The following is a 12,901-nucleotide window of genomic DNA, read 5'->3' on the forward strand; positions in this document are numbered from 1 at the left end:
AAGGCGGACAAAGGGAGTGGCGCTACTGCTTACGGGCCTACACCAACTGGTTTGAGGAGATCACCAACAGCTTTGATTACCCGTGGAGTAACGGCTACGTGGAAGGAACGCACAACAAGATCAAGACAGTGAAGCGCGTGGCCTTTGGGATGCAAAACTTTCATCATTTCCGAACGAAACTGCTTTTTGTCTGTTCAAAAGATCGGTGATAGATGGCATTTGGGAAAACAAAAAGGAGCCTAGTTTTCACTAGACTCCCCAATGGTTGACATAGAGCCATAATTAAGAGAGAGACCTTGTTTCGGCAAGGTCTTTTTTCTTGCGATCGTAAGAATAAAAAGACGAGTAAAAAAGAATATTGCTATTTTGCGTTAAAATATTGACGGGGGGGGTAATGTGCTAAGCTAGGCGGAAGAGGGAATAGAAAGCGCTCTTTATCCAGTGATCGACTGAAAAAGTTAATGAGGATTTCAATAGGGCGTGGGTATTTTCGTTATCTAATTTCAAGAAAGGAGCATGAAATGAAGAAAACGCTGTCATTGTTTTTAGCTTTTCTGATGCTTGCGGTTTCGTCAAGCAATGCGCTGGCTTTAGCTTTTCCTTCGGATAGGGAGGAGAAAAGCGCTCAGGAAAAAATTGATTATTTGAAACAGGAAGGGATTATTGAGGGCTATGGCAATGGCGATTTGGCCTTGGAGCGTCCGATTAAACGGAGCGAAATTACTAAGATCATCGTTTATAGCTTAGGAAAAAAAGATGCGGCCAAGCTCATGGAGCAAGAACCTGCTCTCTTCAGTGATATTGAAAACCATTGGGCAAAAGGTGTCATTCAATTTGCAGCTAAAAATAAGAATGCAAAAAATGATGTTACCATGGTGAACGGGTATCCGGATAAAACATTCAAGCCTGAAAAGAACATATCCAACGCTGAAGTATTGAAGATGTTGGTTGCTTTAACGAAGGAAGATCTAAAATCCGATGATGTTGCCAAGGCGCAATGGCCTCTCGATTGGATTCGATGGGCACTAGAGTTAAAAATCATTGGAGATAATAGTGGAATCAACAAGAGCATACTTCCTAATGCGCCGGCAACAAGACAAGATGCTTTTGTGGCACTTTACAATGCTTTGAGTCGTTACGGAAAGGGCACATCGAAGGTTCCCAATTTGGTACCAAGCGTCACAATTACTCCGGGTGATGAATCCGGTGGCGGGAATACTTCAAGACCTCAGCCGAACCCTAATGTAAAACCGGCTTCACCGGAAGAAAAGATTGATGAAGAAATCAAACGGGAAAAAGAACCCGACAACTTGAAAGACATAGGAAAAAAACTGAATGAGTCGCAGATAGTTATTGAAAATCTTGATACTTCATACACTTTGAAGACGCAAGAAGATGTCGTTCAGGCAAAAGGGAAGTTAATTTCCAGAGACGAACTCAAATCAGTTCGAGCAAGAGTGATTGATCCGTCAAAAAAAGAAGCTAAAGAGGTCGATGTGACGGTCAACGGAAAAAACTTTACGTTGAATCTTAAGGATTACGCCATCGGTTCAAACAAAGTCGATGTTTATGCCGTCACAAATAGAAATGAACTTGTTCGGAAAACCTTCTTTTTAGATAAAGAATCGAAAAAAATTACGGTAAAAGATAGTTTGATTGCTGTGCCAAAAGAAGAAGGAAGCAGTCAACCGAAAGATATTCAGATGATATTTTCTAACACAAAAGGAAAGTATTATTTGGGTGTCAACCAAACATCAGATGTTTTTAAGAAGATTCAGGAATCCTTGAAAACAGATGAGCATCCCATCGTTATGGTAGATTTTGGCGTAAAACAGTCATTTAAGATCGCGGATAAAAATACTGTCGCGCACCGGGATGTTAAGAACGATAATAAGTACAACGATCCGATCCAAGCTGACAAAGTATTTTATGCGGTGACGGACGCCAAGTTTGACGAGTTGTTAGCGGATAAAGCGCTAAATATTAGCGCAACCTCCAATGCTAATGCAGGCGAGATTGAGTTTTTTGTCGATCAAGAAGGTATTCAGGAAGCCTTGGCACATGTTGATTTTGCAAGCAATCAGCTAGTGGGTAGCCCTAGTAACAAGCTAATGGATGCGGAAGGTCAAAAGACAGAAAGCTTCGTGGAAAAGAGCAACGCAGAAGATTTCATCCAATTACCGCCGTCTCCTAAGGGAAAAGAAACTATTGATGTCAATTCTCTGCACGGTGGCAAACTGCAATTAAAAGGAAAAGGTTTTGAACACGAGAAAAACCTGAATGACATCCGAGTTAGCTACTGGGGATCGATCCATGGTGGAATGGACAATTCGGTAAAATTAAAAGAATTGCCAAAGGAATACTGGGAATGGGCACAAAAGGCATTCAATTGGGTGCTGGGAAAAGATGTTAGCCATGATGCTTATTCCGAGGTGGCGCTGAATGTAGCCGCCGGCGCAAACATCAACAACGCGATGAACGGAGACTCAGCCCAAACGACTTTAAATGGGGATATCTTTTACAACTATTTGGCGCAAACACTTGCCGATGTAAAAATTCAGCATTCGAGGGAAGGACTAAAATTACTTCATGCCGGTTTGGCAGAACGACAACAAATGGACATGAGCTTGAATCTAAAGTTCAATGAAAAGATTAATTTTACACGCTTTCTCAGAAGCTTGGGTCAAGAAAAATCAAATGACTTTATAGCGAAAAAATTAAAGCAAACGAATAATTTTTCTAAGGACAAATACTTTTTAGGTTATGCCAAAATTCCCTTGTATCCCGGAGGTCCGGTGGTAATTGAGCAATCTCAAAAAGGTTCTATTGGCGAAGTTAGCGATATGCTGGCGCTATTGGCTGCAGTTTATATCAATGTTTACGGCGAATTAGAAGTGGAACTGATTAGTGAAAGTCAGTTAACGGACAATTCATCTGTAAATGTCAATGTTTTCGATAAAAAGTTCGAGAACGAGACAGTCTATCTAATTCAACAGGTTCAACAAGAAAAAGATGTGCATATAAGCAATCGGGATGTCGGCAAGCGATTTAAAATGATCGCTATTACAAAAAAGGATTTAGAGGAAAAGAAGCACAAAAGATTAGAGGGTCAATTTGAAACGAACGCTGATCTCGGTGCGGAATTCTCCCTATTATTACTAGGCACACGTCCGGTATGGCTTGATGGTGGCTTACGTCATAAAGCCATCTATCGTGGACACATCGATATAAAACAAAGCTACCAAAATGGAAAAGAAAAATTGAATGATCTTGATATGTATGGAATGATAAGCCACGGGGCTTGGGTTTACATGTACGCGGATTTCGATCTTGCAGAAATTTATCAGGGTCACCACACATTGTTGGAAGAACAAATCTATGAGCTAAAAAGAGAAACGGCGTTAACGGCCGATAAGGCAGAACAACTGGACAAGAAGATCAAGGCGATAGAAGAATATCTGGCTAAAATCGAGGCGATTGAAGAGAGAGCGGATTTTAAACAGACACAAAAGTCTCCGTCGATCATGCAAATCGATACGTTAAAAGCCAGAGCAAAAGACACCGTGCTTTATGCAAAGGACAAGGCAAACAGAACGCCGAGCAAATACCAAGCGACCATGAAAAAACTGGACGTATCTCTGGATCAAGTAAAGGGATTATATAATCAGCTAACTTCAAAGCTAAATGAACTTGTTCAGCTGTTAGAGCAAGCAAAGGCGCTGAAACAGACGGCTGCATACCGAAAAATTGATCAGAAGGATAAGGATGCTTTAAAAGAAATAGAAAAGCAGTCTCGCGTGTATGCCTTAGGAAACAACTATGGGGATTGGTCAAACGACGAAAAGGCGGCAGCATCAAATAAAAAGGTCAATACGTGGATCGAAAGTCTGGAAAGTATCATTAAAAAAATTCAAGAGAAACAAGAAGACGAACCCACGCCGCCGAACCCACCGACACCGCCTGTACCTGATCCGGACAAACCTAAGCCGCCGACACCGCCTGTACCTGATCCGGGCGAACCGAAAGAGCCGGACGTGGTCACTGTAGGCGATTATAGATTTGATCGCTCAACGGGAACCATCGTTGAATATATAGGCGAAAAGACAAGGGTGAATATCCCGAATGAAATAGCAGGGGTAGAGGTCAGAGTTATCGGCGATTATGCTTTTAGGCCGTCGCATACGGAAAGGCCGGAATTGACATCTGTGAGCATACCTAAGACAGTTGAAGAAATTAAAAAGGGATCATTTATGCAGAATAAGTTGCAATCAGTCGCATTGCCGGATGGTCTGCATACCATTGGAGACGATGCCTTTGCATTGAATCAATTGATACGGGTTAATATCCCCGAATCGGTTATTGAGATTGAAGACGGTGCGTTCCGACGAAATAAACTGGCGCAGGCGATTCTTCCTGATTCCGTCGAAAGGGTAGGTGAGGTTGCCTTCGGTTATAACCCGTTAAGAAAGGTAAAAATTTCAAATCGGATGACGGTGATTGAAAAATTCACCTTTAAGGGAGATGATTACTCTGATACGAAAATAGGAGAACTAATCATTCCTGATTCCGTTGAAAGAATTGAGTCGGAGGCATTTATGAAGAGCGGAATAACGAAGTTGACGCTACCTGACTACGATGCGGAGACGGAAGGGAAAGAGCTCGCGATTGGTACCAGCGCATTCGATTCGAATGATCTTACAGAGTTGTATATTCCCAGATCAATCGTAACGATTGGGGAGGGGGCCTTTGCCCGGAATGAAAACATGAGAAGGCTGGAGATCTCAGATTCTGTTACCCGTATAGGGGATAGTGCCTTCTGGCGGAATGGCCTTATCCAACTAAGATTGTCGAGCAATCTCGAAGTTATTGAGAGAAGTGCATTCGGCAATAACAAATTAAGTGAATTAACCATACCGAATACGGTAACTGTGATTGGTGAAACAGCATTTTATGATAATGACTTGAGGGTTGTACGAATTCCCGATTCTGTAACAAAAATTGGGGATGGGGCCTTTCAGTTAAATAAGAGATTGAAAAGCGTGGAATTACCGTCTCATACTGTGATTTCGGAAGGATCTTGGTATGGAAGCTTTGACGAAGATGTCATTATCACACGGCGCTAGTCTTTATTGACTTGGCACAAAAATTGACATTGAATCTCACGAAAGCGGAATCAGCATTTAGAAAATCGAGTAAGCATTTTGCTTACTCGATTTTTCGTGCAATTGAGTATGAACAAATTGAAAAACAAGAAGAACATTATTTGATTCCAAGAGGTCTGAGGCCATGGTCGCTTTTCTCTTTACCATATTTTGACTATAATAAGAAGCAGGAGGAAGCTATGATACTGAAAAGCACCGCACAAACCGAGGCATTCGGTTTGTATTTAGGAAAAAAATTAAAAGCCTACGACGTCCTCGCCCTCGTCGGGGATTTAGGCACGGGAAAGACCACTTTCGTCAAGGCCTTGGCCAAGGGCATGGGCCTTTCCTCGGAGGTGACCAGCGCCACCTTTGCCATTTTAAATATATACGAAGGGGAGATGCCCCTTTACCATTTCGACGTGTACCGACTGAAAGACGAAGATGAATTTTTCGACATGGGCGGGGAAGACATGCTGGATTCCGGCGCCGTCTGTGCCGTGGAGTGGGCGGATATTATCGCGGAGAGCCTCCCGGAGGATGTGTTGCGCCTGGAATTTAGGCGCATCGACGAAGACACGAGGGATGTCGTGGCCACAGGCTTCGGCCCTCGAGGGAAGGAACTTGAAGAGGAGGTGCTGGCCTATGAAAATTCTCGCCTTTGATACGGCCACCATGGAGACCACCTGCGCCCTCACGGAAGACGGAAAGGTCGTGGCGGAAGCGTCGGTCAACAGCCGTGCGAGCCACTCGGAAGGGCTTATCGCCATGATTCAAAACATGCTGGACGGGGCGGGTTGGGCCATGGAAGATGTGGATCTTATCGCCACCGGTGTGGGCCCGGGCTCCTTTACGGGGCTCAGGATCTCTGTGGTCCTCGCCAAAGTATTCGGCCGCACGCTGGATATTCCCGTCGTCGGCGTCTCCACCTTAAAGGCCCTGGCCCGGGAAGTGGCGACCGACGGCGTGGTGATTCCCCTTTTCGACGCACGGAGGGAGCGGGTGTACGCCGCATTCTTTGAAAAAAAGGGCGAGGGGCTTGTGCGTCTGAAAAAAGACGACGCCTACCCGGTGGAATCCATTCTGAAAGAGGCCCCCGAGGGCGCCATCTTAATCGGCGACGGCCTGAAGAAGTATCGGGACGCGTTTTCCGTGCGGGAAGATTTCATTCTCTATTCCGATCACCTGTCCCGGGTGTCGGCGGCGGCCATCGCCTTTGAAGGCGCTCAGCAGTTTGAAGAAGAAGGACCGTCTAATCCCTACGCCCTGGAGCCCAATTACCTACGGCCCACACAGGCCATGCGAGAATACAGGAGGAAACATGGAGAATCTCTCGACGCGAGAAGCGACGGTTGAGGATTTAGACGACATTATTGCCATTGAAGAGGAAAGTTTCACCGCGCCCTGGTCCCGAGACAGCTGGGAGCGGGAGCTTAACAATCCCCTCACCTATTACGAAGTGCTCCTTTACTTGGACGTGGTCATCGGCTACGTGGGGGCGTGGCTATTAGGGGATCAGGCCCACATCGGCAATGTGGCCATTGGCGGCGAATTTCGCGGAAACGGCTACGGCCGCTACATGATGAACCATTACCTTTTCGCCGTCTACGAAAAGGGCATGACCTCCGCCACATTGGAAGTGCGGGACGACAATGTCCCGGCCATTAATCTCTATGAATCCCTGGGCTTTCAATTGGAAGGGGTACGAAAAAATTACTACGCCCACGTGAAGCGCGACGGGCTGATTTATTGGAAGAGGTGGTAGTATGTTGACACTGGGCGTGGAATCGTCCTGCGACGAAACCTCCGTGGCTGTCGTACGAGACGGCCGGGAGATTTTGTCCAATATGATTTCATCACAAATCGAAATTCACAGGCTTTTCGGCGGCGTGGTGCCGGAGATCGCATCTCGCAAACACGTCTCCGCCATTTTGCCCATGTTGGATCTGGCCTTGGAAGAGGCGGGGGTTACCATGGAGGATGTGGATCTTATCTGCGCAACTCGCGGCCCGGGGCTCATCGGCGCCCTCCTCGTGGGCCTTACGGCGGCCCGGGGACTGGCTCTGGCGACCCACAAGCCTTTTGTGGGGGTCAACCACATTCGCGGCCACATCTGCGCCAATTACCTGACCCACAAAGATCTCGAGCCGCCCTTTATCGGGCTCATCGTCTCCGGGGGCCACAGCTATTTGATTCACGTCACCGACTACGTGGACTTCACCCTCTACGGCAAGACCCGAGACGACGCCGCCGGCGAGGCCTTCGACAAAGTGGCCCGGGCCATGGGCATCGGCTACCCCGGCGGGCCGGTGATCGACAAGCTGGCCAAAGAAGGCGAGAAGACCTACGACCTGCCTCGGGTCATGCTCGAGGCGGACAGCTACGACTTCAGTTTCTCGGGCCTCAAAACTGCCGTATTAAACGAGTTGAATCAGGCGAAGCAAAAGGGCGAGGAAATTCGCGTGGCGGACATGGCCGCATCCTTTCAGGTCGCCGTCATCGACGTCCTCGTGGAAAAATCCTTCCGCCTGGCGAAGGAGCTCGGGGAGAAGACCATCGTCCTCGCCGGCGGGGTCAGTGCCAATTCCGGCCTTCGCGCCGCCATGGAAAGCCGTGGCGAAAAAGAAGGCGTGGCCATCTACTACCCGGATCCCATCCTCTGCACCGATAACGCCGCCATGATCGCCTCTGTGGGCTATTACAGCCACTTAAAGGGCGAGGCGGGCTCGGTCTATGCCGATCCGAATCTGGGTCTGGAATAAAAGAAAATTGCCGCAGCGAAAAGGCTGCGGTTTTGTTTTGCCCATGTTAAGCTGAGAATGAGAATAGGCGAAGATGCGGGAAAATAGTGCACGAGCGGGCAAAAAGGCGACAATCCCCGAGAAATGGACGGATCTTAGAGATTGCACCGGCCGATGGAGGGGATTCGGGAAAACGTGTATAAGCCTGTGGATAAGGTGGATAACTTTTTTAAATTCGGTGAATAAGGGCCGTGAGCTGTGGACAGATCTGTGTATACTGTGAAGAACATGTGGATTAAAAAATCAAAACGTGAAAATAAAGGGAGACTGAAAATGAGAACGAGGCAAAAAGGGGAAGAAAGGGAAGATTAACAAAGGGAAGGCGTTTTTTCCTTTTTTCTTTTCCCCGTATTATATTCTTGCCTTCCCGGAGGCTGCGCCTTTATTTCCCTTTGTCTATGAATCGGCGGGCATCCACTGCGCCCGCGAAATCTTCGAAGAGAATTCAGGCCCTTTCTTCCAATAAAAAAACGACACGTCGGTGCCGTTTTTATTCTTCTTCCGCCGAAAGAGCGAACCATTCGTCGTAGAGGGCGTCCAATTTTTCTTGGGTGGCGTCTCGCTTTTGGGAAAGCTCCAGTGCCGCCCGATGGTCTTCGTAGGTGGCGGGATCCGCCAGGGTTTCATCCATGGCTTCGATCTCCGCCTCCAGGGCGTGGATCTCGGCCTCCGTATCCCGCAGGGCTTTTTTTCGCCGGCGGGCTTCCTTTTGTTCCTCTCGGGATTTTTTCTTTTCCTTTACGATTTGCGTCTTCGTGATCTCTTCTTCCTCTTCCTCCACGGTGTGGGCGTCTTCCCATTTCTTCAAGAAGTAGGTGTAGTCTCCGTCCACCATAAAGGTGCCCTCCTCGGATAGGCAGACGATCTTCGTGGCCACCCGATCCAGGAAGTAGCGGTCGTGGCTAATGGTGAGAATGGTGCCCGTGTAGTCCTTTAAAGCCGCCTCCAAGGATTCCTTGCTCTCGATGTCCAGGTGATTGGTGGGCTCGTCCAAGAGGAGGAAATTGGCGCCTGAGAGCATAATGATTAAAAGAGACAGCCGCCCCTTTTCCCCACCGGAGAGATCGCCGATGCGCTTGTCCAAATCGTCGCCGGTAAAGAGGAAGCGGGCCAGGTAGGCGTGAATTTGAAAGCGGTCCAGCTTCGGGTAGCGGTCCCACAACTCTTCCGCCACGGTTTTATTTTCGTCCAGGGTCTTCATTTCCTGATCGAAATAGGCGATGGTGACGCCTTTTCCCAATTGCACCTCGCCGGATGTGGGGGCGATTTCGTTCATGATGATTTTAAACAGGGTACTTTTTCCGATGCCGTTGGGCCCGATAAGCCCCACCCGCTCCCCTTTGTAAATGGGAAAGGTCACGTCGTCGAAGAGTTGCTTCGTGGGAAAGGCCTTCGAGAGATGCTCCGCGTGGAGCACATCGCGGCCGCTTTCCGTGGCCGGCGCGAAGGAAAGGAGCAGATTTTTTTCGCCCTTCACATCTTCCAGTCGCTCCATCTTGTCCAATTGTTTCTGCTTGCTTCTCGCGGCCCGCACGCTTTTTTCCCGGTTCCAGGAGGCGAAGCGCTTGATCATTTCCTCTTGGCGCTTAATTTCCTTTTGCTGCATCACATAGGCGTGGCGCATCTGCTCTTCCTCTTCCTGCCTGCGGCGGACGAAATTGGTGTAATCTCCCTGATAGCTTTTCACTACCCCGTCTCTTAAATAGAGAATGCGATCCACAATGGCGTCTAAGAAGTAGCGGTCGTGGCTGATGACCACCACGGCGCCCTTAAAGGCCTTTAAAAACTTTTCCAGCCAGGCGATGGAATCCATGTCCAAGTGGTTGGTGGGCTCATCCAAGAGGAGGAGATCCGGCTCGTGGAGAAGGAGCTTGGCCAGGGCCAGGCGGGATTTTTGGCCTCCGGAGAGATTTTCCGCCGGCATCGCCATTTCCTCTTCGGAAAAGCCCAGGCCCCGAAGGGCGCCGGTGACGGCACTTTCCCGGCTGTAGCCGCCGCTCTTTTCGTAGCGATCCACCAACACCTGGTAGCGGGCGATGTGTTCTTCCAGGGCCTCGCCCTCGAGGTGGGCCATTTCCATTTCCATGGCGCGGAGCTTTTCTTCAAGCTCGATGACCGCCTGAAACGACGCCATGCACTCGTCGTAGATGCTGGCCCCTTCGGTGACGGCCACGTGTTGGGCCAAATAGCCCACCTCCAAATCCTTGGTGGTGGAAATGCTTCCCCCGTCCGGGGTGAGCTCCCCGGCCAACATGGCCATAAGGGTGGTTTTGCCGCTGCCGTTGTTTCCGATGAGCCCGATCTTTTCCCCCGCTTCGATTAAAAAACCCACGTCCTTTAATATGGGGTCGATGTAAAAAGTCTTTTCTAAGCCTTGTGCCGATACGATTGCCAAATGCCTCTCCTCCTTGCTAAAAATATCATAGCAGAAAAGGGCGGGGAGAAAAAGTCGGCGAAATAGCGGAAAAAGCTTTTCAATTGATGATTTTTTTTGTATACTAGTTCTTAGAGTTAGATAAATTCATAACACTCTTCCGAATAGAGACAGTGAAAGGTGATAAATTTGGCTATGCGTAAAGGGAAAGTTTCAGAAACCGTAATAAGAAGGCTTCCGAAATATTATAGATATTTAATCGAATTGGACGATCGAGGCGAAGACCGCATCTCTTCCCAGGAATTAAGTGATTTAACGGGATTTACGGCGTCACAAATTCGTCAGGATTTAAATAATTTCGGCGGCTTCGGCCAACAGGGCTACGGATACAAGGTGGCCGTATTAAAGGCCGAATTAGAAAACATATTGGGTATTCCGACCATTTATAAAACCATATTAATCGGCGCCGGTCGCTTGGGGACGGTCATTTGCAACTACAAGGGCTTTTTGGACAGCGGCTTTGAAATCGTCGCCATGTTCGACCGAGACGAGCGGGTCATCGGCACCACCGTGGGCAATCAAGTGGTCCGTTCCGTGGACGAATTGGAACAATTTATGAAGGACCATGAAGAAGTGGAAGTGGCCATTTTAACCGTGCCGAAAGAAGGGGCTCAGGCTATTGCCGATCGCCTGGTCGAAGCGGGCATTCGCGGCATTTGGAACTTCGCGCCGGAAGATTTGGAGGCGCCGGAAGGGGTCATCGTGGAAAATATTCGTCTCACGGACAGCCTTCTGACATTGAGCTATTACTTAACGGAGCGGGATCGCTAAGCCGATAGGATTTACGAGCGGGCAAATGCCTCGCTCTTATTTTTTTGGAAGGAGGAGCACGTGTTCGATCCGGTGATGACCATAAAAAGCGGCCAGTTTCACCACTGGGAAGAGGAGAAAGACGTGATCTGCGCCGTAAACGGAAGTGACGCCTTTTTTCTCAAATCAGGCGAGTGCATTTCAGGAGACAGGGCCGCCGCCGATGTGTTTTTCGATGCAGTCCACGATTACGCCCGGGCCGCCGAGCTCGTGCGAAATTCCGAGGATTTAAAGGATCTCGCGCCCTATTTATCCCTTCGGATCTTAAAGCAGGATCCCTGGGAAGCCGTCGTGGGCTTTATCCTCTCATCCAACAACAATCTCTTTCGCATTCGAAAGACCGTCTTGGATCTTTCGAAAAACTACGGAAACAAACTGGCCGAGGCCGAAGGGCTTGCGGCTTACGGTTTGCCGGCACCGGAGATTATGGCCGAGCTTTCGACAGAGCAGCTGCGCGCCCTCGGGGCGGGATACAGGGACAAGTATTTAATCGAGACGGCTCGCATGGTGGCCGCGGGAAAATGGGACTTACACCGGCCCGATGATTTAGCGTATAATGAAGCGAAGAAGTATCTGATGCAGCTTCCCGGGGTGGGACCAAAAGTGGCCGATTGCATTTTGCTCTTCGGCTACGGAAAAAAAGACGCCTTTCCCGTGGACGTGTGGATCAAACGTGCCATGGCCCGCTTCGGCGAATTTAAAAGCAGAGAGGTCGCATCGAATTACGCCGCGAGCCGCTTCGGCGAAGACGCCGGCTACATTCAGCAGTTGTTATTTTTAAGGGAAAGAGAAAAGAGGAATTTATGATCGGTGTCATTACCAATGCCCTGGCCATTGCCATCTTGGCGGTATTGGGTAAATTCATAGGCAATCGAATCCCCACCCGCGTTCAGGAGCAGGTCTTAATGGTGCTTCCCCTAAGTGTCATGACCATGGGTATTCAAATGGCCTTGAAGGCCAATGAATTTATCATCGTCATGATGTCCCTCGCCATCGGCACGGGCATCGGCGCCGCCATAGATATCGACGGCGCACTGAATCGCTTCGGCGAAAAAGTCGACAGTCGCCTGGCGGCGCGATCCGGCGGCGAGACCACGGGTCAGGGCCCCATGGCCGCCGCCATCCAATCGTCGATATTATTTTGCGTCGGCTCCATGGCCATTATCGGCGCCATCGAGGCGGGCATGAACGGAAATCCCGAAACCCTCATGGTCAAGAGCGTGTTGGACGGCATGACCTCTTTGGTTTTCGGCTCCACCCTGGGCATCGGCGTCGCCCTCTCGGCGATTCCCACCTTTTTATATGAAGGCGCCCTGGTCCTTATGTCCGGTTTTCTAGAACCTTATATCAGCGATGTTTTGCTCGCCGATTTAACCTCCGTCGGGGGCATTATGATTTTCGCCATCGGCTTCGGCATTTTGGAAATCAAAGATCTGAAAGTCGCCAATATGCTGCCGGCCTTTATCGTCGTCATCGTCATTCATGGCCTGATGGGCTTTTTCATGTAATAAGAAAAGAGAGAGACTTAGTCGTCTCTCTCAGACTGCAGACAAACTCCGAACAAAACTCGGGGTTTGTCTCTTTTTTGTGTATTTTTTCCATAAATCAGCAAAAGAAGGGCCGTCGCCTCCTCCGTCCCGCTCTTTTCGATCCATCATTAGTGCCAGTTTTTTCATGTTCATGCATGCAAAGGTCAGCACCGCTTTCAGGTCCAT

Annotated in this window: 10 protein-coding genes; 9 read left to right on the forward strand and 1 reads right to left on the reverse strand. The window is 48.8% G+C overall.

Features of this window, described 5'->3' with window-relative positions; all coding sequences use genetic code 11:
* The 6 genes from DG046_RS09140 to tsaD form a co-directional block, all read left to right on the forward strand.
* On the forward strand, window positions 1-209 hold a 209-nt coding region (locus tag DG046_RS09140; protein WP_199909569.1), incomplete at its 5' end, for a transposase.
* Window positions 210-521: 312 nt separating this feature from the next.
* Window positions 522-5,123: a leucine-rich repeat protein gene (locus DG046_RS09145; RefSeq protein WP_159082119.1), complete on the forward strand. Its 4,602-nt coding sequence runs from the start codon at window positions 522-524 to the stop codon at window positions 5,121-5,123.
* Window positions 5,124-5,341: 218 nt separating this feature from the next.
* Window positions 5,342-5,806, forward strand: a complete 465-nt coding sequence (gene tsaE, locus DG046_RS09150; protein ID WP_108832201.1) for a tRNA (adenosine(37)-N6)-threonylcarbamoyltransferase complex ATPase subunit type 1 TsaE — start codon at window positions 5,342-5,344, stop codon at window positions 5,804-5,806.
* Window positions 5,787-6,497 (forward strand): tRNA (adenosine(37)-N6)-threonylcarbamoyltransferase complex dimerization subunit type 1 TsaB, encoded by a 711-nt coding sequence (gene tsaB / locus DG046_RS09155; protein WP_159082120.1) that lies wholly within the window; start codon window positions 5,787-5,789, stop codon window positions 6,495-6,497. Before tsaE ends, tsaB begins: the two co-directional genes overlap by 20 nt.
* A complete protein-coding gene (gene rimI / locus DG046_RS09160; RefSeq protein WP_108832203.1) occupies window positions 6,463-6,906 on the forward strand; it encodes a ribosomal protein S18-alanine N-acetyltransferase in 444 nt (147 codons plus the stop codon). The genes tsaB and rimI overlap by 35 nt, the downstream gene beginning before the upstream one ends.
* A gap of 1 nt (window position 6,907) precedes the next feature.
* Window positions 6,908-7,903, forward strand: a complete 996-nt coding sequence (gene tsaD / locus DG046_RS09165) for a tRNA (adenosine(37)-N6)-threonylcarbamoyltransferase complex transferase subunit TsaD (protein WP_108832204.1) — start codon at window positions 6,908-6,910, stop codon at window positions 7,901-7,903.
* Window positions 7,904-8,432: 529 nt separating this feature from the next.
* Here the strand turns inward: tsaD and abc-f are convergent.
* On the reverse strand, window positions 8,433-10,337 hold the full coding sequence (abc-f, locus tag DG046_RS09170) for a ribosomal protection-like ABC-F family protein (protein ID WP_108832205.1): 1,905 nt from the start codon (window positions 10,335-10,337) through the stop codon (window positions 8,433-8,435).
* A gap of 174 nt (window positions 10,338-10,511) precedes the next feature.
* Here abc-f and DG046_RS09175 point away from each other — a divergent pair, with 174 nt between their 5' ends.
* Genes DG046_RS09175 through DG046_RS09185 form a run of 3 tightly spaced genes read left to right on the forward strand, consistent with a single transcriptional unit; the run spans window position 10,512 to window position 12,694 of the window.
* Window positions 10,512-11,147, forward strand: a complete 636-nt coding sequence (locus DG046_RS09175; protein ID WP_108832206.1) for a redox-sensing transcriptional repressor Rex — start codon at window positions 10,512-10,514, stop codon at window positions 11,145-11,147.
* A 60-nt stretch (window positions 11,148-11,207) separates the two neighbouring features.
* Window positions 11,208-11,993, forward strand: coding sequence for a hypothetical protein (locus DG046_RS09180; RefSeq protein WP_108832207.1), 786 nt, complete (start codon window positions 11,208-11,210; stop codon window positions 11,991-11,993).
* Window positions 11,990-12,694 (forward strand): DUF554 domain-containing protein, encoded by a 705-nt coding sequence (locus DG046_RS09185; protein WP_108832208.1) that lies wholly within the window; start codon window positions 11,990-11,992, stop codon window positions 12,692-12,694. Before DG046_RS09180 ends, DG046_RS09185 begins: the two co-directional genes overlap by 4 nt.
* Window positions 12,695-12,901 lie beyond the last annotated feature (207 nt).

Origin of the sequence: Aedoeadaptatus coli, from assembly GCF_900343085.1 — a bacterium.
Classification (GTDB): domain Bacteria; phylum Bacillota; class Clostridia; order Tissierellales; family Peptoniphilaceae; genus Aedoeadaptatus; species Aedoeadaptatus coli.

Bases quoted from the DNA above. Each gene is read 5' to 3' on its own strand.
- DG046_RS09145 (WP_159082119.1), top strand. From the start codon at position 522: ATGAAGAAAACGCTGTCATTGTTTTTAGCTTTTCTGATGCTTGCGGTT.
- tsaE (WP_108832201.1), top strand. From the start codon at position 5,342: ATGATACTGAAAAGCACCGCACAAACCGAGGCATTCGGTTTGTATTTA.
- tsaB (WP_159082120.1), top strand. From the start codon at position 5,787: ATGAAAATTCTCGCCTTTGATACGGCCACCATGGAGACCACCTGCGCC.
- rimI (WP_108832203.1), top strand. From the start codon at position 6,463: ATGGAGAATCTCTCGACGCGAGAAGCGACGGTTGAGGATTTAGACGAC.
- tsaD (WP_108832204.1), top strand. From the start codon at position 6,908: ATGTTGACACTGGGCGTGGAATCGTCCTGCGACGAAACCTCCGTGGCT.
- DG046_RS09175 (WP_108832206.1), top strand. From the start codon at position 10,512: ATGCGTAAAGGGAAAGTTTCAGAAACCGTAATAAGAAGGCTTCCGAAA.
- DG046_RS09185 (WP_108832208.1), top strand. From the start codon at position 11,990: ATGATCGGTGTCATTACCAATGCCCTGGCCATTGCCATCTTGGCGGTA.